Annotated in this window: 18 protein-coding genes; 1 reads left to right on the top strand and 17 read right to left on the bottom strand. The window is 71.8% G+C overall.

All coding sequences use genetic code 11. From position 1 onward, the window contains the following. Window positions 1-102 precede the first annotated feature (102 nt). Complete coding sequence (locus ACZ4M8_RS08450) at window positions 103-684, top strand: TetR/AcrR family transcriptional regulator (RefSeq protein WP_467604507.1); 582 nt, start codon at window positions 103-105, stop codon at window positions 682-684. Between the two features lie 47 nt (window positions 685-731). Here ACZ4M8_RS08450 and ACZ4M8_RS08455 read toward each other — a convergent pair whose 3' ends face one another. The 17 genes from ACZ4M8_RS08455 to ACZ4M8_RS08535 form a co-directional block, all read right to left on the bottom strand. Further along, window positions 732-1,535 carry an SAM-dependent methyltransferase gene (locus tag ACZ4M8_RS08455; RefSeq protein WP_467604509.1) on the bottom strand — a complete coding sequence of 268 codons (804 nt, stop codon included), beginning with the start codon at window positions 1,533-1,535 and terminating at the stop codon, window positions 732-734. Further along, window positions 1,532-2,563 carry a Gfo/Idh/MocA family protein gene (locus ACZ4M8_RS08460; RefSeq protein ID WP_467604510.1) on the bottom strand — a complete coding sequence of 344 codons (1,032 nt, stop codon included), beginning with the start codon at window positions 2,561-2,563 and terminating at the stop codon, window positions 1,532-1,534. Before ACZ4M8_RS08460 ends, ACZ4M8_RS08455 begins: the two co-directional genes overlap by 4 nt. Beyond that, window positions 2,533-3,939: an NDP-hexose 2,3-dehydratase family protein gene (locus ACZ4M8_RS08465; RefSeq protein WP_467604512.1), complete on the bottom strand. Its 1,407-nt coding sequence runs from the start codon at window positions 3,937-3,939 to the stop codon at window positions 2,533-2,535. The genes ACZ4M8_RS08460 and ACZ4M8_RS08465 overlap by 31 nt, the downstream gene beginning before the upstream one ends. Before the next feature lie 47 nt (window positions 3,940-3,986). Further along, complete coding sequence (rfbB, locus tag ACZ4M8_RS08470; RefSeq protein WP_467604514.1) at window positions 3,987-4,961, bottom strand: dTDP-glucose 4,6-dehydratase; 975 nt, start codon at window positions 4,959-4,961, stop codon at window positions 3,987-3,989. Window positions 4,962-5,121: 160 nt separating this feature from the next. Then, window positions 5,122-6,174 carry an aldo/keto reductase gene (locus ACZ4M8_RS08475; RefSeq protein ID WP_467604515.1) on the bottom strand — a complete coding sequence of 351 codons (1,053 nt, stop codon included), beginning with the start codon at window positions 6,172-6,174 and terminating at the stop codon, window positions 5,122-5,124. Window positions 6,175-6,226: 52 nt separating this feature from the next. Then, window positions 6,227-6,814: an NADPH-dependent FMN reductase gene (locus ACZ4M8_RS08480; RefSeq protein WP_467604517.1), complete on the bottom strand. Its 588-nt coding sequence runs from the start codon at window positions 6,812-6,814 to the stop codon at window positions 6,227-6,229. A 62-nt stretch (window positions 6,815-6,876) separates the two neighbouring features. Further along, window positions 6,877-8,049, bottom strand: a complete 1,173-nt coding sequence (locus ACZ4M8_RS08485) for an acyltransferase family protein (protein WP_467604519.1) — start codon at window positions 8,047-8,049, stop codon at window positions 6,877-6,879. After that, window positions 8,046-9,374, bottom strand: coding sequence for an MFS transporter (locus tag ACZ4M8_RS08490; RefSeq protein ID WP_467604520.1), 1,329 nt, complete (start codon window positions 9,372-9,374; stop codon window positions 8,046-8,048). Before ACZ4M8_RS08490 ends, ACZ4M8_RS08485 begins: the two co-directional genes overlap by 4 nt. 110 nt (window positions 9,375-9,484) lie before the next feature. Then, a complete protein-coding gene (locus ACZ4M8_RS08495) occupies window positions 9,485-10,246 on the bottom strand; it encodes an SDR family oxidoreductase (RefSeq protein ID WP_467604522.1) in 762 nt (253 codons plus the stop codon). Between the two features lie 108 nt (window positions 10,247-10,354). Continuing rightward, entirely contained in the window at window positions 10,355-11,887 is a 1,533-nt protein-coding gene (locus ACZ4M8_RS08500) for an FAD-dependent monooxygenase (RefSeq protein ID WP_467604525.1), read from the bottom strand. Next, window positions 11,884-12,834, bottom strand: a complete 951-nt coding sequence (locus ACZ4M8_RS08505; RefSeq protein ID WP_467604527.1) for an aromatase/cyclase — start codon at window positions 12,832-12,834, stop codon at window positions 11,884-11,886. Before ACZ4M8_RS08505 ends, ACZ4M8_RS08500 begins: the two co-directional genes overlap by 4 nt. 63 nt (window positions 12,835-12,897) lie before the next feature. Next, window positions 12,898-13,683 carry a 3-oxoacyl-ACP reductase FabG gene (gene fabG / locus ACZ4M8_RS08510; protein WP_467604530.1) on the bottom strand — a complete coding sequence of 262 codons (786 nt, stop codon included), beginning with the start codon at window positions 13,681-13,683 and terminating at the stop codon, window positions 12,898-12,900. Between the two features lie 85 nt (window positions 13,684-13,768). Further along, window positions 13,769-14,035, bottom strand: coding sequence for an acyl carrier protein (locus ACZ4M8_RS08515; protein ID WP_467605310.1), 267 nt, complete (start codon window positions 14,033-14,035; stop codon window positions 13,769-13,771). Window positions 14,036-14,064: 29 nt separating this feature from the next. After that, window positions 14,065-15,288, bottom strand: coding sequence for a ketosynthase chain-length factor (locus tag ACZ4M8_RS08520; RefSeq protein ID WP_467604532.1), 1,224 nt, complete (start codon window positions 15,286-15,288; stop codon window positions 14,065-14,067). Continuing rightward, window positions 15,285-16,556 carry a beta-ketoacyl-[acyl-carrier-protein] synthase family protein gene (locus ACZ4M8_RS08525; RefSeq protein WP_467604534.1) on the bottom strand — a complete coding sequence of 424 codons (1,272 nt, stop codon included), beginning with the start codon at window positions 16,554-16,556 and terminating at the stop codon, window positions 15,285-15,287. Before ACZ4M8_RS08525 ends, ACZ4M8_RS08520 begins: the two co-directional genes overlap by 4 nt. Further along, complete coding sequence (locus ACZ4M8_RS08530; RefSeq protein ID WP_467604536.1) at window positions 16,553-16,882, bottom strand: TcmI family type II polyketide cyclase; 330 nt, start codon at window positions 16,880-16,882, stop codon at window positions 16,553-16,555. The genes ACZ4M8_RS08525 and ACZ4M8_RS08530 overlap by 4 nt, the downstream gene beginning before the upstream one ends. A gap of 2 nt (window positions 16,883-16,884) precedes the next feature. Next, window positions 16,885-18,375 (bottom strand): FAD-dependent monooxygenase, encoded by a 1,491-nt coding sequence (locus tag ACZ4M8_RS08535; protein WP_467604539.1) that lies wholly within the window; start codon window positions 18,373-18,375, stop codon window positions 16,885-16,887. Window positions 18,376-18,775 lie beyond the last annotated feature (400 nt).

Below are 18,775 nucleotides of genomic sequence, written 5' to 3' on the forward strand. Positions count from 1 at the left end.
GCGCGACGCGCGCACGTACACTGGGGACGGCTACTTGCCTGCCGACCGGTAAGTGGGTGTTCCGGCCCCAGCCGGGTGAGGACGGACCGAGGGAGAGAGAGCGTGGCCGGAAAAGGTACGAAGAAGGAGCGGGGGGACACCCGCAGGCGTATCCAGGACGTGGCCCTGGAACTCTTTGTCCGGAACGGCTACGAGAAGACCTCGCTGCGTGAGATCGCGGAAATCCTGGAGGTCAGCAAGCCCGCGATCTACTACCACTTCAAGTCGAAGGAGGACATCCTCCTCAGCATCTACCAGGACCTGAGCCGCCCCGTCGACGACATCATCTCCTGGGGGCGCCGGCAGCCGCGGAACCTCGAGACCAAGCAGGAGATCCTGCGCCGCTACAGCGCCGCGCTCGAAGCCTCCGTCCCGCTCGTCCGTTTCCTCCAGGAGAACGAGGCGACCCTGCGCGACCTCAAGGTCGGCAAGGAGTTCGGGCAGCAGATGACCACCATCGGCGAGATGCTCACCGACTCCGACACCTCGCTCACCGACCAGCTGCGCTGTATGAGTGCCCTGCTGACGCTGCACTTCGGGACCTTCGCCCTGCCGAACATCCCCGGGGACGCCGAGGAGAAGCGGTCGGCGCTGCTGGACATCACCATGGAGTTGGTGGCGGCGGCCCACCCCGAAGAGACCTGACGCGCCGGAAGGGCGGCGCACCGGCCCGGCGGGGACCGCCGCCCCGCTCAGGGCTTACGTGCGACGGCCGCGTACAGGTTGGAGCGCTCCTCGGCGTCGCCGGAGGCGCCGTCCGGGCGCCACTGGGGCGTGAACACCAGCCCCGGGTCGAGCAGTTCGAAGTCGCCGAGCAGCCCGCGGACCTCCTCGCCGGTGCGCGGCACGATCGGCGTGCGGCCGCTCCGCTGGAACATCTCGACCGTGTTCCGCATCGTCTCGGGGTCGTTGTCCCAGGTGAAGCAGGACAGCGCGAGGTAGCTGCCGGAGGGCAGCGCGCGGCGGTAGGCGGCGGTGACGGCCCACGGATCGTCCTCGTCGTGCAGGAACTGGGTCACACCCAGCATCAGGAAGCCGACCGGCTGCGAGAAGTCGATCAGGCGGCGGGTGGCCTCGGACTTCAGGACGGCGTCCGGGTCACGCAGGTCCGCTCCCACCATGGCGGTGCGTTCGTCGCCGCGCAGGATCAGTTCGCTGTGTTCGATGGTGGCGCGCTCGTTGTCGACGTAGACCACCCGGCAATCGGGGGCGGAGCTCCGGGCGGTCTCGTGGACGTTGCCCCCCACCGGCAGTCCGGAGCCGAGGTCGAGGAACTGCCGGATGCCGCGGTCGGCCATGAAGCGCACCGCCCGCTGGAGGAACTGCCGGTTCTGGCGAGCCATGTCCCTGGCCGGAAGTACCGAGAGCACCTGCTCCCCCAGCTTCCGGTCGGCCTCGAAGTGGTGGGTGCCGCCCGCTATGTAGTCGTAGGCACGGGCTGCGCTGGGGATCTCACGGTCCATGCCCTCGGGAATCCAGTTCACGGTCGTGCTCATCGCACACTCCTCGATGCGGTTTCTGCTCGGTCTGTGTCTCCCCCGGCGGCGCGCCGCCGGATGCCGTCCAGCAGCCGCGCCTGCCACAGCGGCGCGTCGTCGGCCGGCGCCCCGGCGCGCACGGCGGCGGCGAACGCCGCGACGGCGCCCACCACCTGGTCCTCGGCGGGCAGCCGGATGTGCTCCGTCCCCGAGGCGCGTGTCAGACGCACCACCGGTTCGTGGTCCGCAGGCGGGGTGAAGGCCCGGTCGACGTGGATCCGGCCCTCGCTGCCGCACAGTTCGTACGCGGAGCGGTAGGCGTGCTCCATACCGAAGCTCAGCTGGGCGGTGACGCCTCCGTCCGTGGCCAGCAGCGCCGCACCGGACGTCTCCACACGACGGCCGGGCCCCGCGGTCAGCACGGCACCACGCACCGCGAGATCCGGTCCCAGGAAGTGCTGGGCGGCCCGCACGGGGTACACCCCCACGTCGGCCAGCGCTCCCCCGCCCAGGTCCGGGTCGTAGCGGATGTCACCGTCGGGCAGGGGCGGAATGGTGAACGCCGCCTGGAGGGAGCGCAGTTGCCCGATGGCGCCGTCCTCGACCAGTCGGCGGACGGCCGCGTGCTGCCCGTGATGCACGAACATCACGTTCTCGCGCAGCACCAGGCCCGCCGACCGGGCCGACGCCAGCAGCGCGGCGGCGCGCCCGGCATCCTCAGCGAGCGGCTTCTCGACGAGGACGTGTTTGCCCGCCCGCAACGCGGCCCCGGTCCACCGGGCGTGCAGAGACGAGGGCAGCGGAACGTAGACGGCTTCCACGTCCGCGCGGTCGAGCAGCCGGTCGTAGCCGTGCACCGCTCCGCACCCGTAGGCGCGGGCCGCCTCCCGTGCACGGTCCGCGTCGCGGCTCGCCACCGCGACGATCTCCACGTCGGGACAGGCCGCCATGGCGGGCAGCAGGCGCCGCCGGGCGATCGAGGCCGGCCCCATGACGGCGATCCGCACCGGTTCCATCAGCCCTGCTCCCCCATCGCGTTGAGACATGCGAGCAGGGTGCGGGCCTGGACGTTGAGGTAGTGCCCGTGCCGTACCAGGGAGGTCAGCTGGCCGGGGGTGACCCACTGGTAGCCGGGCGGCGGGTCCAGAGGCGCCAGGGAGTCGTCCGCCTCGATGACCAGGTAGCGGCTCTCGGCGTTCAGGAACCGGCCGCCCTCCTCGGAGTGCACGGCCTCGTAGCGGATCCGCGACGGGTCGGCACCGAGCACCGCGTCGAGGTACGGCGGGCGGTCCCCGGCCGGCAGGCCCCGGTAGTTCTCCGGGGTGTACTGCACGGTCGGCCCCAGTTCGACGGTGTCGAGGAAGCCGCCCTCGACCCGGGCGTGTACCAGGACGTGCGGCACCCCGCCGATGGTGCGCCGCAGGAAGGCCGCCACGCCCCGGCCGACCGGCTCGAACAGCGGTTGGGTCCAGCCGGTCACCTCACGGTTGCCGGCCCGGACGGCCACCGCGACCGCGCGGAAGTAGCGGCCCTCGTCGTGCTCGATGGCTTCCGGGCCGCGCTTCCAGCGCGCGATGCCGTTCAGCGACACCCGCTCGGCGGTGACGGTGTGCCGCGAGCGCTCGCCGCAGAACCAGGACAGCAGGGCGGTGTCGGACAGCAGGGCCTCGGTGCCGCCGGCGAGCGGGACACAGGACAGCACGGTCCGCGAGTCCATGTTCACCACGTTGTCCTGGTACAGCAGTTGGTTGATCTGCCCCAGGGTCAGCCAGCAGAAGTCGTCCAGCAGCGGCACCTCGCCGACCGCTTCGACGATCATGTTGCGGTTGCTCTTGCGGTGGAACCACGAGCCGTGCTCGGACTGCAGGACGTCGGCGAGGACCCGGCCGCGGCCGGCGCGGGTGAAGTACTCGATGTACTTCACGGCGGCGCCGCGGTGGACTCCGGTGTAGTTGCTCCGCGTGGCCTGCACCGTCGGGGACAGCTGGAGCAGGTTGGGGTTGCCCGGCTCCATCTTGGCCTGCATCAGGAAGTGCGGTATGCCGTCGAACTCCTTGACCAGCAGCCCGAGGATGCCCACTTCGGGCTGGACGATGACGGGCTGCTGCCACTGCCGTCGCCGGTCGCCGTCCACGGCGGTGACGGAGAGGCCCTCGACGGTGAAGAACTTCCCGCTGCGGTGGACCAGGTTGCCGGTACCGCCCTGGAAGGACCAGCCGTCCAACGCGTCGAAGGGCACCCGGTCGACCTGGAAGACGTTGGCCCGTGCCCGCTCGTCGAGCCAGGCGCGGACCTCGCCGGTGCGCAGCACGGCGCCCTCGGTCGCCGCGGCCGAGCGGGCCATGCGCCGTGCGGCGTCGCCGTCCGCACGGGGCATCAGGGTCCTGGAGTCGGTGGGGGTGGCACTGGTGTGTGGCAGCATGAGCCAACTTTCCGTGTGGCACGGGCGATTGACAGGTGGTCGGGGGATCACGCGTCGGTGGCCGACGGCTCCCGCCACCAGGCGGGGTTGTCCCGGTACCAGGCGACCGTGTCGGCCAGGCCCTGGTCGAAGGGGATCCGCGGGGCGTACCCCAGCTCCTCGCGGATCTTGGTGTCGTCGAGGGCGTAGCGCAGGTCGTGCCCCTTGCGGTCGGCGACCCGCCGGATCCGGGACCGGTCGGAGCCGGTCAGTGTGAGCAGGCGCTCGGTGACGGCCCGGTTGGTCCGCTCGTCACCCCCGCCGACGTTGTAGACCTCACCGGCCCGGCCCTTGTTCAGCACGAGGTGGAGGGCCCGGCAGTGGTCGTCGACGTGCAGCCACTCGCGGACGTTGCGGCCGTCCCCGTACAACGGGACCGGCCTGCCCTCCAGCAGGTTGGTGACGAAGAGCGGGATGAGCTTCTCGGGGTGCTGGTAGGGCCCGTAGTTGTTGGAACACCGGGTGATCGAGACGTCCACGCCGTGGGTGCGCCAGTACGACCGCGCCAGCAGATCCGACGCCGCCTTGGACGCGGCGTACGGGCTGTTGGGTTCCAGCAGCCGGTCCTCCGTCCAGGACCCCTCGTCGATGGAACCGTAGACCTCGTCCGTGGAGACGTGGACCACCCGCTCGATGCCGGTCGCCGGCACCGCGTCCAGCAGGGCCTGGGTGCCCAGCACATTGGTGCGGAAGAACTCGGCGGCCCCGGTGAGGGAACGGTCGACGTGCGACTCGGCGGCGAAGTGCACCACCGCGTCGTGGCCGGGCAGCACCTCCCGCAGCAGGGCACCGTCGCACACATCGCCCCGGACGAACGTCAGGCGCGGATGCGCCCCGGGGAGGTTCGCGCGGTTCCCGGCGTAGGTGAGCTTGTCCAGGACCGTGACGTGCGCGCCCTCCCAGCCTGCGTACCGGTCGTCGAGGAGGGAGCGGACGAAGTGCGAGCCGATGAAGCCGGCCCCGCCGGTGATCAGAATTCTCATACGGTCACCTCCGGAAGGGGGTTGCTCACCGGCCGCGCGAGGGGCGTGCGGCCGGCCGACGGCAGACACCGGTGCGGGGAGCTGGGAGCCCGCACGGCGAAGCGCGCCCCGCGCCCGGCGACACGTGCCGGGCGGGGGCCGGTACCCGTGGCGCGCCCGGTCATCCGAGGAGGTCGCTGACGGTACGGGCGGCGGGTCGGCGGTGCTCCAGGTCCTGCCAGCGGTCCGAGAAGGCATTGCGGGTGAACTTGGGCACCCGCATCAGTTCGTGCGGGAAGCCCATCGGCACCCGGCTCAGCTCGTCCAGCCGCTCGGTCTGTGCCTCGTCGAGGCGGACGTCGAGGCAGGCCAGGGTGTCCGCGAGCTGGGACTCCCGGGTGGCACCGAGGATGGGCAACGGCTGTGCGGGGCGTCCGCGCAGCCAGGCCAGGGCGACCTGGGCCGGGGTCCAGCCGCCCTCCTCCGCGATCTTGACGACCTCGCGGACGACCGCGGTGTCCCGGTCACTGTCGCCGGCCCAGTTCTCCACGCTCAGGCGCCCGCTCTCGCTGCGGAGGTACTTGCCGGTCAGCCGGCCCTCCGCCAGCGGGCCCCAGGCGAACACGCTGACGTCGCACGCCCCTGCCATGGGGAGCAGATCGCGTTCCGGGGTGCGCTCCAGGAGGTTGTAGCGCACCTGGATCCCGGCAAAGGCCGACCAGCCGCGCAGCTCGGCGAGCATGTTGGCCCGCGAGACCTCCCAGGCCGGCCAGTTGGAGGCGCCGACGTAGAGGACCTTGCCGGCCCGGATCTGGTCGTCGAGCGCCCGCATGACCTCCTCGACCGGGGTGAAGGGGTCGCGGGCGTGCAGCCAGAGCAGGTCGATCCGGTCGGTGCGCAGCCGGCGCAGGCTGGTCTCCAGCGAGCTGACCAGGTTCTTGCGGTGGTTTCCCGCGGAGTTGACGTCCCCCGGCCGGGTCATCGCGTTGTACTTCGTCGCCAGGACGAAGCGGTCGCGCCGCCCTGACAGCACCTCGCCGACACAGCGCTCCGACTTCCCGCCGCCGTAGACGTTGGCGGTGTCGACGAAATTGCCGCCCGCCTCGGCGTACCGGTCGACCAGCCGGGTCGCCACCGGCGTGGCGGCTCCCCACGCCCCCTCGCCGAACGTCCCGGCGCCCAGGCACAGTTCCGACACCCGTAGCCCGGTCTTTCCCAGCATCGTGTACTTCATCGTCGCGTGGTCCTCTCCCTCGGCGCTCCGGCTCCCGTTCCGTCGGCTGTGCTCAGGCCCCGTACGGGCGCTTGTCGCGGGCCTCGCGCAGGGCCAGCGCCCACCAGGTGAGCTGGGCCAGCAGGGTCTCGGCGGCCGCGGCGGCGCCCTCGGCGTCCCTGGGCGTGCCGTTCTCGTCGAAGGCGGCGGCCCCGCCGTGGAAGCTGACGGTGTCCCGGATACCGACGGCGTGCAGCTCCGCGAAGACCAGCCGGAGCTGCTCGACGGCGCGCAGCCCGCCGGAGAAACCGCCGTAGCAGACGAACCCGACCGGCTTGGCCCGCCACTCCACCGGGTGCCAGTCGATGGCGTTCTTCAAGACGGCCGGGAAGCTGTGGTTGTACTCCGGGGTGACCACGACGAAGGCGTCCGCCGCGGCGATGCGCGGACGGATCGTGTCCAGGGCCGCGGTCATCCCGGGCGAGGGCTCACGGGTGGGGCCGGCCGTTCCCAGCGGGACGTCCGCGAGGTCGATGACGTCCACGTCGAGGTCGGTGCGGTGTGCCGTCCGGGCGGTGACCCAGTCGGTGACGGTGGGGCCGAACCGGCCGTCGCGGGAACTGCCGGTGATGACGGCGAGGCGGATGGGCTGTTCGGACATGGTGGTGAACTCCTTCTGGGGTAGATGGACCGGGAAGAGAACCGAGGGTGAAGAGGAGCGGGTCAGGCATCCGCCGCCACGCCGGCGCGGGCGCCCGAGGCGGCGCGGACCGGTCGCGACCAGCGGCGCATCGCGGGCTGTTCGAGGAGCGTGTACAGCCCCCATGCCAGGAGCAGCGAGACCGCGAAGCAGCCGGCGAGGAAGGCGAGGCCGACCGGGGTGCTCCAGGCCGGGCCGGTGGGCTGCCCGAAGATGTTGGGCTGCGAGCCGAAGATCCGGTGCCCGTACGTCAGCACCAGGGAGTGGACGAGGTAGAAGGCGAAGGAGACCTCACCGAGCCGGACGAACGTCCGGGTGCTCAGCCAGGTCCGGCGATCCCCGGCGTCGGCCGCGGCGGCGGCCGGGATGAGCAGCGCGAGCGGCACGACGGTGACGGCCGCGTAGTTGTAGAGCTGGTTGAAGGTCACGAAGACCGGCAGCAGATAGGCGGCCACGGCCAGCAGGCCGGTCGGCAGCAGGCCGAACCCGGGCCACCGGCCGGTCAGCAGGATGCGGGCCATGAACATCCCGAGCAGGAACTCCAGCAGCCGGCTGAGCGGGAAGACGTAGACGAACCAGATCTGCGTCCACGACACCGGCAGGAAGGAGTAGTGCGGGGTACCGGGCAGCAGGTGCTGGGCGATGACCGGCAGGGCGAGGACCAGCACCGCGGTGGCCGCCGCCGCGTACCACAGGCGGTTCGCGCGGACCTTGTTCACCAGTCGGATCAGCAGTGGGAACGCCAGGTAGAAGAGCATCTCCACGGACAGGGACCAGCTGACCGTGTTGGCGGTCTCCACAGAGGAGACGTCCGGCAACCAGGCGTGCAGCAGGAACAGGTTGGCAAGCGTCTGCGGGAACGCGATCTCCGCGCCGACCAGGGACATCAGCACGAGGGCGGCGGCGAAGGTCACCACGTGGTTGGGGAAGATCTTGAAGAAGCGGCGCCGCCAGAACCGCCGGGCGGTGTCCCCGGTCCGCGCCGACCAGGTGAGCACGAACCCGCTGAGGAGGAAGAAGAACGACACACCGACGGCCCCCGCGTTCCCGAAGAACGTGAAGTAGTCCGCCGCCACGGACTGGTCCTTGAAGGCCCCGGTGCTCGCCCCGTGGACGGCGAACACCATGGCAGCGGCGATGAACCGCAGTCCGGTGAGTGAGGGGAGCCGGGATGTGTTGCTCGGTTGCGCGGTCACAGGGGCGCCTTCCGTGTCGGGGACGGTGCGGGGCGAGGTGGTGGGCGGCGGGAGCCGGACGCGACGAGGCCGGCCAGTGCGATCAGCAGGCCCGCGGCGGCGACCGCGGCGACCAGCAGCAGGGGTGGGCGGTACGCGGCGGCGACCGCGTCGGCCCCGGCCGCCCGCCCGGGGTGGCCGGCGGCCAGCAGTGCCGACACCGAACCCAGCATCAGCACCGCGCCGAGCTGCACGGCGGTCTGGTACAGAGCGACGGCGGCCGCCCGCTGCTCGGCCGGTACGCTCCCGCCCGCCTGCGTGTTCAGGGCCACGAACGCGAAGACGAAGCCCGCCCCGACCAGCGCCGTGACGGGCAGCAGACCGGACGGGTACGGCGCGTCCAGGGCGGCCGTGCGCAGCGCCAGCGCGTCGCCGGCGCACGCGGCGGCGGCGCCCAGCGCGATCAACCGGGGTGTGCCGAAGCGCCGCACCAGCGGCCCCGAGCACAGCGCGGAGACCGCGAGCGGAACACAGGCCGGCAGGAAGGCCAGCGCGGTCTGCCACGGTGTCCAGCCCCGGACCGTCTGGAGCCGGAACGTGACGAGGAACAACAGCCCCAGGAACGTGCCGTTGAGCACCGCCGCGCCGAGCGCCGACCGCATCAGCCACCCGTTGCGCAGCAGCCGGCGCAGCGGCACGGCGGGCGACGGGACATGCCTGCCGTCGCGGGGGATGTACCGCACGCCGAGCAGGAGCAGCAGCAGCGCCACGGGGGCCGGGAAGAGGAAGACCCAGCGCCAGCCGGCCGGTGTCAGCAGGCCGGAGAGCAGGAGTCCGGCCGTGAAGCCGATGGCGCCGAAGAACGAGTAGACCGAGATGGCCCTGCTGCGCTCGGGGCCTTCACGGAAGGTGGTGGTGATGATGGCCAGCCCGGTGGGGGCGGTGAGCGCGGCGCACCCGCCCTTGACGATCCGGGTGACGGTCAGCACCACCGGGTCGGTGGCCAGGCCGCCCGCCAGGGAGGCGGCGGTGAACGCGAGCAGTGCGGCGAGATAGACCGGCCGCCGTCCCAGCGCGGTGGTGAGCCGGGAGCCGGGGATCAACGCCACGCCGAAGCCGAGTGCGAAACCGCCCATCACCCACTGGGTGGCCCACGTCGAGAGGTGGAAGGCGTGGCCGATCGTCGGCAGGGTGACGAGGACGACCGAGACTTCGAGCGCGTCGATGAGCATGTTGCCCGCGAGGACGCTCAGCAGGAGCCACTGGCCCGGCTGCCGGCGGGCGGGGCCCCGCCCCGCGTGGGGCACCGGGGCTGAGGGGGACGAGGAGGCCGAAGCCTGCGCCATGGAGATGCACCGCCAGGAGTTCGGTCGGGACGGGGCCGGCCGCGATGTGGGGGTCCGTCGCGGCCGGCCGGTCGGGGCGCGGCGCCCGGGTCGGCGCCGTGAGGCGGGCGTCAGCCCAGCAACGTGCCACCGCTGGCGTCGATGAAGGCACCGGTGATCCAGCGGGCGTCGTCCGAGGCGAGGAAGGCCACCACGTCCCCGACGTCCCTCGGCTCGGCCACCCGGCCGAAGGTGGACATCTGCGCCATCTGCTCCACGGCCTCCGGGATGTCGAACACCGGACTGCCGTTGTCGGTGATCCCCGGGGCGACGCTGTTGACGGTGATGCCACGCGGGCCGAGGTGCTTGGCGAAGTGCAGCGCGAGCTGTTCGACGGCCCCCTTGGTCATCGAGTACGCCACTTCCTGCGGGTTGGCGAAGCGGGTGAGTCCGGAGGAGATGTTGATGACGCGACCACCGTCGGGCATGAGGGTGAGGGCGCGCTGCAGGATGAAGAACGGCGCCTTGGCGTTGACGGCGACCAGCCGGTCGAAGAGTTCGGAGGTGACCTCTTCGGGAGCGATCCCGCCCATGATCGCGGCGTTGTTGACCAGGATGTCCAGGGCGGTGCCCCCGGTACGTTCCTTCAGACCGCTCTCCAGGGCCCCGAACAGCGTGTCGACATCGCCTGCGACGCCCAGTTCGGCCTGGACGGCGAACGCCTTGCCGCCGGCCGCCTCGATGGTGGCCACGGTCTCCCGGGCGGCATCGGCCCGGGAGGTGTAGTGCACGGCGACGAGCGCGCCCTCACGCGCCAGCCGCTCGGCGGTCGCCCGCCCGATGCCCCGGCTCGAACCGGTCACGAGTGCCGTCTTACCCGCGAGCTTGGTCACGGTGTCCTCCTGTAGGGGTGTGGTGGGGTGGGGTCTGCCGGGCAGCCCGGCAGACCGCCCGAGGGGCGGGCCGGTTCAGGCCCGGTGTCGTGGTGCCGGTGCCCGGGGTCACCGGTGCCGTGGTGCCGGTGTGCCGGTGCCCGGCTCCGGTGTGCCGAACCAGCGGCGCAGGGCCGCTTCCAGGCCGGCCGGTGTGCCGTCGATCCAGGCGAGGTGGCCGTCGGGGCGGATCAGTGCCGCGCCGAACTCCGGTGCCCGGCAGCCGGGTTCGGCCTCGGCCCGGACGTGGGTCACGCGGCCGCCCGCCCACCGCCGTGCGGCGGCGGCGAGCGCGGGGTCCTTGCCGAGATCCAGCAGGACGCCCCGGCCGGACCGCAGCAACCCGAGGGTGCCGGCCGGCCCGGCCGCCGTGCGCAGTCGGTACGCCGGCAACCGGGCGCCCAGCAACGGGTGTCCGCCCTCGCCGTCGCCCGTCATGTCGTAGCGGACGTCCAGTCCGCTGATCATGCCCGCCAGGTGGGCGCGCGCAGGCGGCAGTCCGATCAGCCGGCGGAAGACCTCCCGCAGCCCCTCGACGTCCTGGCCGCCCATGAGCAGCAGCGCCTGGGCGGCGATGTTGCCCAGTACCCGCCGCCCCACCGGGTGGCGCTCGGTGTGGTAGCTGTCGAGCGGTCCGGTGCCGCGCAGGTGTGCGGCGAGCTTCCAGCCGAGGTTGACGGCGTCCTGGAGGCCCAGGTTGAGCGCCTGGCCGCCCACGGGCATCTGCCGGTGGGCGGCGTCCCCGGCCAGCAGAACGCGGCCCAGGCGGTACCGGGATACCTGCCGGCGCGCGTTGCCGAAGGCGTTCAGCCACACCGGGGTGCCGCCGGAGATGTCCTCGCCGGTGATGCCCGCCCACAGGCGGGTCACCTCCGCGAAGGAGGGAGCCTCGGTGCGGGGCCGGGCGGGGGTGCCGTAGCCGTGAGCCATGACCCGGGTGATGCCCGTGGGGCCGCGGGAGGCGATGGCCAGGCCGCGGGGGTGCCGTTCGAAACGGCGGTCGGGGATGTCGATTCCGACGATGTCGGCCCGCAGCAGTTCCTTGGTCGCGTCCTCCCCGGGGAACGGGAAGCCCGCCAGCAGCCGGACGGCGCTCTCCTCGCCGTCGCACCCGACGACGTACCGCGCGCGCAGGCGGCGCGCCGCGGGGCCACCGCGGCCCGCCGGTCGCCGCGTCACCTCCACCTCCACCTCCACCTCGACGTGGTCACCGTGGTCGGTGAGGCCCACCACCCGGTGTCCACGGCGCAGCTCGGCGCCGAGCCGGGTGGCCCATCCGGCGAGGAGTTCCTCGGTCCGGACCTGGGGCACCTTCCACTGCCCCGGGTAGGGGCCGGGCAGGGTGAGATCCAGCGGGATGCCTCCGAAGTGGCCGGTGGCGGCGTTCGGCGGGTCGCCCAACTCCGTTGCCAGGCCCCGCTGCTGGAGTATCTCCATGGTGCGGGCGTGGAGCGTGGACGCCCGGGACTCCGTGGCCGGCGCGGCCAGTTGTTCCAGCACGGTGACGCCTGCCCCGCCGAGCCGCAGCTCGCCGGCGAGCATCAGCCCGACGGGGCCCGCGCCCACCACGACGACGTCGGTGTCGATGGCCGGTGCCGTCATGGCCGGCGACGCCGTTCGGCGTGGTCCTTGGCGTGGCCGAGGGTGGCCCGGCTGTTGGCGCCCAGCGCCCCGCGCAGGTACTCCCGCGCCTGCGCGACTCCGGCATCCGGCCCGAGGACGGCACAGATGTTGCCGGCGTTGACGGTCACCGTGTGCTGCGAGGTGGCGATGACGGTGCCGGCCTCCTCGCGGAACGTCCAGCGGCCGGTGTGCAGGGTCATCAGCGCGGGCAGGGTGGTCTGCTTGTAGGCGATCTTGTGGTGCGGGAGGCAGACCCGGTACGACTTGGTCGTGTGCGTGGAGCCGTCCTTGGCGCGGGTGTCCATCTCCAGGCTCTGGAGCCCGGGGCTGCTCTCCTCCAGGCGTACGGACGCCACGTGCGGCAGCCGCTCGGCCCAGAGCTGGGCCTCGTCGATGAACGCGTAGACGTCCTCGGCACGGCCGTCGACGCGCACGCTGTCCTCGAACGAGAAGGTCAGCTCCCGGCGGGCGTGCACCTGCTCGATGTTGACGCGCAGCGCCGCCAGTTCCGAGCGCGAGTTGCGGTCGACCGCGCGGTCGATCCATGCCAGGCCCTCGGGGTCGTCGTCCACGGCCCGGTAGTCGTGCAGGAGCCGCACCCGGGACCGCTCCGGGGTGAGCTCCTCGATGATCCACGCCCCGCCCATGGACGCCACCGGAGGGGCGGACACCTCCTGGCGGAAGTCGATGCGCCGGGCCACGGGGTCGAGCGTGCGGCGCGAGGTCCAGCTCTTGGCCTCGTCGCCGGCGGTGGCCCAGATCCGGATGCGCTCCTGGTTCCCGTTGCTCTCCAGCTGTTCGACGTGGAGGGTGGGCGGGAAGATCTGCGGCCAGTTCCCGACCTCGGCGAGCAGCCGGTAGATGTCGGCGGCCGGAGCCGAGATCGTGATGTCGTGCTCCACTTCGCGCGCAGCGGTCTGCGGCATGTGCGGTCTCCTTCTTGGCTGCTCCGTGCGGCGGCGGTGTTCCGGTCGGTGGGCCCGGCCGGGTCAGAAGTTGCCCAGGCCGCCGCAGACGTTGAGGGCCTGGGCGGTGATCGAGGCGGCCGTGTCGGTGACCAGATAGCCCACGAGACCGGCGACCTCTTCCGGGGTGGAGTAGCGGCCGAGCGGGATCTTGGCCTGGAACTTCTGGAGGATCTGTGCCTCGTCGGTGTCGTAGGCGGCGGCGTAGCCCTGCCGTACGCGCTGCGCCATCGGTGTCTCGACGTAGCCCGGACAGACCGCGTTGACGGTGATGCCGGTGGGCGCCAGCTCGTTGCCCAGCGCCTTGGTGAAGCCGACCACTCCGTGCTTGGACGCGGAGTAAGGGGCGCCGAGTACGACGCCCTGTTTGCCGGCCGTGGAGGCGATGTTGATGATCCGTCCGGCGGCCTTGTCGCGCATTCCGCCGGTGGTCAGCACCGCGCGGGTCATCCGGAAAACGCTGTGGAGGTTGGTGTCGATGACGTCGAGCCACAGCTCGTCCGTGATGTCCGCCGTGGGGCCGCCGCCGCTGCGGCCCGCGTTGTTGACCAGGATGTCGACGGTGCCGTAGCGGTCCACGGCGGCCTGGACGAACCGCTGCACGTCGTCGGGGGAACGGACGTCGCAGGCGGTGCCGTCCACTTCCAGGCCCTCGGCGCGCAGTTCCTTGACGGTGGCGGCCACGTTCTCGGCGCTGCGGGCGCAGAAGTAGACGCGGTGCTGCCGGGCGGCCAGCAGCCGGATGACGGCCAGGCCGATGCCGCTGGTGCCGCCCGTGACGAGGGCGACCCGGCGCTCGTGATTCGACATGTCTCTCCCATGCAGAGGTGGACGAGGGGGGCGGAGCCGTGCGGGGGCCGGAGGCGGACTGCGGCCCCCGCACGGCGCCGCCGGGTCAGGCTGCGGACGCCCGCAGGCAGGTGTTGACGGCCTCCAGCAGATCCCGCGGGGTCCTGGCGTCGGCCATGGTCGTGTCGTCGAGCGCGATGCCGTATTCCCGCTCGATGCGGCCGGCGGTCTCCAGCAGGGCCAGGGACTCGTATCCCAGCTCCTCGAAGCCGGCGTCGAGGATGTCGCCGTCGAGGTCGGTCCCCTCGGCGGTGCCCGCTCCCTCGTGCAGGATCCGGCGCAGGTCGTCGAGGGTGAAGATCTCGTTCACGATGTCGCTCCTGTCAGGTTCGGTCAGCTGTGTCAGGCGCCGCCCGTCCGGGGCGCGCGCACGATCAGGGCGGAGTTGAATCCGCCGTGGCCACGTGCCACCACCAGGGCGGCCCGCACGCTCGCGGGACGCGCCCGGGTCACCAGGTCGATCTGGTGGGCGGGGTCCGGTGTGACGTTGGACGTCGGGGGGATCAGGCCGTCGCGGATGGCCAGCAGGGCCGCGGCCAGGTCGAGCGGGGCTCCGCCGGAGTACAGCCGGCCGGTCATCGTCTTGGGTGCGGTGACCGGTACGCCCCGGCGGCCGAAGACGCTCCGGACCGCTTCAGCTTCGATGCGGTCCAGCTCCGGTACGGCGGCGGCGTCGGCGAAGACGACGTCCACCTCGTCGGGCGTCATCCCGGCGTCTTCCAGGGCGAGTTCGACGGCTCTGCGCAGGCCGGGCGGGCGTCCGCTGCCGGGGGCGGGGTCGAAGGTGGAGCCGTAGCCCGCTATCTCTCCGTAGATCCGCGCCCCGCGCTCCCGTGCGGACCCGCCGTCCTCCAGGATGTGCAGGGCGCCGCCCTCACCGGGCACATGGCCGCGCGCCTCGCGGTCGAAGGGAAGGTAGGCGCGGTCGGGGTCCTCGCCGGTGCTGATCCGTTCGCCGGTCAGCTGGGCGACCCAGCCCCAGGAGCAGATCGAGGCGTCCACGCCGCCCGAGACGATCAGGCGGGTTCCCCGGCGGATCTGCCGGCGCGCCTGGGCGATGGCGTCCAGGCCGCCCGCCTGGTCGCTGACCAGCACACCGCTGGGGCCCTTCATCCCGTTGCGGATCGAGATCTGGCCGGAGTTGACGGCGTAGAACCAGGCGAAGGACTGATACGCGCTCACATACTGCCCGCCCTTGCTCCACAGCGCCCGCAGTTCGTTCTGTCCGAACTCGAAGCCGCCGGACGCACTGGCGGTGACCACCCCCATGTCGAACGCGGGCAGGTCGGCGGGCTTGATGCCGGCGTCGGCCAGCGCCCAGTCCGCGGCCACCAGCGCCAGGCGTGTCATGCGGTCGGTCTGCGGCAGCAGTCGGTTCGGCAGGTGCTCCTCGGCACGGAACCCCACGACCTCGCCGGCGAGCCGGGACGGGTAGGGGCTCGGGTCGAACCGGCTGATGCGGCCGATGCCGCTGCGGCCGGTCCGGGTGGCCTCCCAGTACGGTCCTGTGCCCAGTCCGTTGGGTGCCGTGACGCCGATGCCGGTCACCACGACGGGCGCCGTCATGCCGTCCTCCTCTCGGGGCCGGTGAGCACCATGGCGCTCTGGAACCCCCCGAATCCGCTGCCCACGGTGAGCACCGTGTCGGTCCGCCAGTCGCGGGCGACCAGCGGTACGTAGTCCAGGTCGCACTGCGGGTCGGGGGTGTGCAGGTTGGCTGTGGGCGGTACGACGTCGTGCTTCATCGCCAGTACGGAGGCGGCGATCTCGATCGAGCCGATGGCCCCCAGGGAGTGGCCGATCATCGACTTGATGGAGCTGACCGGGGTCCGGTGAGCGTGCTCGCCCAGGCTCCGCTTGACGGCGGCGGTCTCGTGCAGGTCGTTCTGCTTGGTGCCCGACCCGTGCGCGTTGACGTAGTCGATGTCCTCGGCGGCCATCCGCGCCTCGTCGAGCGCGCTCCGGATCGCCTCGGCCATCTCCGCGCCGTCCGGCCGCAGTCCGGTCATGTGGAAGGCGTTGCAGCGGGTGCCGTAGCCGGCGATCTCGGCGTGGATCTCGGCCCCGCGCCGGCGCGCACTCTCCAGCTCCTCCAGGACGAACACCGCGGCCCCCTCACCCAGGACGAAGCCGTTGCGTGTGGCGTCGAACGGGCGGGAGGCGTGGGCGGCCTCGTCGTTGCGCGGGGTGGTGGCCTTGATCGCGTCGAAGCAGGCCACCGTGATCGGCGAGATCGGGGCTTCCGTCGCACCGGCGATCATGACGTCGGCGGAGCCCTCCCTGATCAGCTCGCAGGCGTACCCGACGGAATCCAGGCCGGAGGTGCAGCCGGTCGACACCACCGAGGCCGGTCCCTCGGCGCCGACCGCCCAGGCCACCTCGGCGGCGAACGAACTGGGCACGAAGGCGCCGTACAGATGCCGGGGCGCGTAGGTGTGGTCCACCAGTTCGAGGCGCCCGCCGTCGCTGACGACGCGGTACTCCTCGTCCAGGCTCATCGTCGCGCCGACGGCACTGCCGATGGTCACTCCCGTGCGGTACGGGTCCAGCGCCCCGTCGTGCAGTCCGCTGTCCTGAAGCGCCTGGCGGGCCGCGACCACGGCGAACTGGGCGGCGCGGTCCATGCGCCGGACGTCCTGGGGGCCGAGACCGTGCGCGGCGGGATCGAAGTCGATCTCGGCCGCCACGCGCGAGCGGAAGGGGGCGGGGTCGAAGAGCGTGATGCCCCGGGTGGCGGTGCGGCCCTCGCTCAGCAGGCTCCAGAAGTCCTTGACCCCGAGGGCCCCCGGGGCCAGCACCCCGATGCCGGTGACAGCGACCCGTCGCCCGGTCACCGGCCCGCCTGCCAGTGGTAGAAGCGGGTCGCCATCGCGTCGGCCGGTGAGCGCCAGGTAGCCGGGTCGTACGCCTCGATGAACGGCTTGAGGTCCTCGCTGATCCGGACGAACCGCGGGTCGCTCTTCGCCTCCTCGATGCGCTCACCACCGTTGTCGGAGTCGAAGTCCTGGAGGTGGAAGTACAGGCCGCGGTACGAGAACAGCTGCCGACGGCGGGTCCCCATCAGGTGTGGCATCTCGGTGCCGTCGAAGGAGGCGAAGAGACGGCTGACGTCCTGGCTCGCACCAGGCTCCATCCGCGCCACGATCAGCGTGCTGTGCATGATTAGCCTTTCTGCTTCGGGAGTTCACGCGCGGGACCGAACCAGCGCTCCAGGGACGCGGCGAGCGGATCCGTGCTCCCCGGCGTGAGCCAGGCGACGTATCCGTCGGGCCGGACGAGCACCGCCGTGGCGCCCGCCAACCGGTCCTGGCCGGGGGCCTCGCGCGGGGTGGCCGCCACGATGGTCAACCGGTCCGACCAGCCCTCGGCGCTCGCGCGCAGCGCGGGGTCCCCGGCCAGGTCCAGCAGCACGCCACGGGCGGGGTGCAGCAGTTCAGTGCCGCTCGTTCGAGCGCCGTCGACGACCAGTTCCAGGTGCGGCATGCGCATACCCAGGAGCGGGTGGTCGCCCTCGCCCACGTCGTAGCGGATCTCCAGCCCCGAGACCATCCCCGCCAGGTGGCGGCTGACGACGTCGTGGCGGATCAGCTCGGCGAGCACGTCCCGCACCGGCTGCATCTCGTCGCCGCTCAGGAAGAGCTTGCCCTGCGCGCTGGTGTTCATCAGGAGCCGGCGGCCGACCGGGTGCCGTTCGGAGTGGTAGGTGTCGAGCAGGCTCGACGGGGCCCGCCCCGCGACCACGGCCGCGAGCTTCCACCCCAGGTTCACCGAGTCCTGGATGCTGGCGTTCATGCCCTGACCGCCGGCCGGAAGGTGCACGTGCGCCGAGTCGCCGGCCAGCAGCACCCGGCCCCGGCGGTACTCGGTGACCTGCCGGGCCGGGTCGCCGAACGCACTGACCCATACCGGCTCACCGTGCGAGATGTCCTGTCCGGTCAGCCGTTGCCAGGCCGCCGCCACCTCTTCGTAGGCGGGCGGCTCGGTGCGCCGGCGCGGCGGGGCGCCCTGCTCGCACACGATGATGCGGTCCACCCCGTCGCCGAGCGGCGCGGACATCACCATGCCGCGGGAGACCGTCTCCCCGATCGGCCGGGGCTCAATCTCGCAACCGCGTACGTCCGCCAGGAACATCTCACGGGTCGCCGAGGTACCCGGGAAGTCGAAGCCCCCGGACTTGCGGACGGCGCTGCGCCCGCCGTCGCAACCGACCAGGAACCGTGCCCGCAGGGTGTACGTGCCCTCCGGGCCGGCCACCTCGACGTCCACGCCCTCACCGTCATCGGTGAACGACATGGCCTCATGGCCTCGCCGGAGGTCCGTGCCGAGCCCGGTCGCCCACTCCTCCAGGATCGCCTCGGTCCGCGACTGCGGTACGGCCTTCACCCCGTAGTGCGCGCCGTCGAGAACCGAGAAGTCCACGGGCTGGCCGCCGAAGTGGCCCTGGGCGCTGGTCTCGATCTCACCGAACCTGGGCAGCAGACCACGCTGGTCGAAAACCTCCATCGTGCGGGCGGTGAAACCCAGTCCCCGCGATTCACCGGTGGGCGCGGGCAGCCGCTCCAGAACGATGACGTCGGTACCCGCGAGACGGAGTTCCCCGGCGAGCATCAGCCCGGCCGGACCAGCGCCCACGACAATGACAGATGCATCCATATATCTCTCCCTGAACGTGTCCGAACTGATTCCACCGAGAACGCGGTTCACCTGACACGCTCACCCACGCACGTCAAGGAAGGACGACATCGGGACGTGCCGCGCAAAGAAGGTGGCGTCTGTCTCTCGGAAAAAGCACTCAGCTGGGTCCGACATGCACGTAACGGCAGCGCGAAAGCAGGAAAAAAAGTGCTGCGGAAACCGGACCGGACCGGCGGAGACAGTGCATCGGAAGTTAGTGAACAGCTTCTTCGCTACCACCTACAGAGATCAATACCGGTCCTCCAAAATCCGCACAACAAATGTCCAGGAGACCGGCAGGATCGACAGTGGAGCGCCAGCGAAACGTCAACTGACTGACAATTTGTGATGGGGGCCACAGCCCGGCAGCACGCCAAGG

This window comes from Streptomyces sp. NPDC027185 (assembly GCF_055567035.1).

Bases quoted from the DNA above. Each gene is read 5' to 3' on its own strand.
- ACZ4M8_RS08490 (WP_467604520.1), bottom strand. From the start codon at position 9,374: ATGGCGCAGGCTTCGGCCTCCTCGTCCCCCTCAGCCCCGGTGCCCCAC.
- ACZ4M8_RS08505 (WP_467604527.1), bottom strand. From the start codon at position 12,834: ATGCCGCAGACCGCTGCGCGCGAAGTGGAGCACGACATCACGATCTCG.
- ACZ4M8_RS08480 (WP_467604517.1), bottom strand. From the start codon at position 6,814: ATGTCCGAACAGCCCATCCGCCTCGCCGTCATCACCGGCAGTTCCCGC.
- fabG (WP_467604530.1), bottom strand. From the start codon at position 13,683: ATGTCGAATCACGAGCGCCGGGTCGCCCTCGTCACGGGCGGCACCAGC.
- ACZ4M8_RS08520 (WP_467604532.1), bottom strand. From the start codon at position 15,288: ATGACGGCGCCCGTCGTGGTGACCGGCATCGGCGTCACGGCACCCAAC.
- ACZ4M8_RS08475 (WP_467604515.1), bottom strand. From the start codon at position 6,174: ATGAAGTACACGATGCTGGGAAAGACCGGGCTACGGGTGTCGGAACTG.
- ACZ4M8_RS08455 (WP_467604509.1), bottom strand. From the start codon at position 1,535: ATGAGCACGACCGTGAACTGGATTCCCGAGGGCATGGACCGTGAGATC.
- ACZ4M8_RS08465 (WP_467604512.1), bottom strand. From the start codon at position 3,939: ATGCTGCCACACACCAGTGCCACCCCCACCGACTCCAGGACCCTGATG.
- rfbB (WP_467604514.1), bottom strand. From the start codon at position 4,961: ATGAGAATTCTGATCACCGGCGGGGCCGGCTTCATCGGCTCGCACTTC.
- ACZ4M8_RS08460 (WP_467604510.1), bottom strand. From the start codon at position 2,563: ATGTCTCAACGCGATGGGGGAGCAGGGCTGATGGAACCGGTGCGGATC.
- ACZ4M8_RS08500 (WP_467604525.1), bottom strand. From the start codon at position 11,887: ATGACGGCACCGGCCATCGACACCGACGTCGTCGTGGTGGGCGCGGGC.
- ACZ4M8_RS08535 (WP_467604539.1), bottom strand. From the start codon at position 18,375: ATGGATGCATCTGTCATTGTCGTGGGCGCTGGTCCGGCCGGGCTGATG.
- ACZ4M8_RS08530 (WP_467604536.1), bottom strand. From the start codon at position 16,882: ATGCACAGCACGCTGATCGTGGCGCGGATGGAGCCTGGTGCGAGCCAG.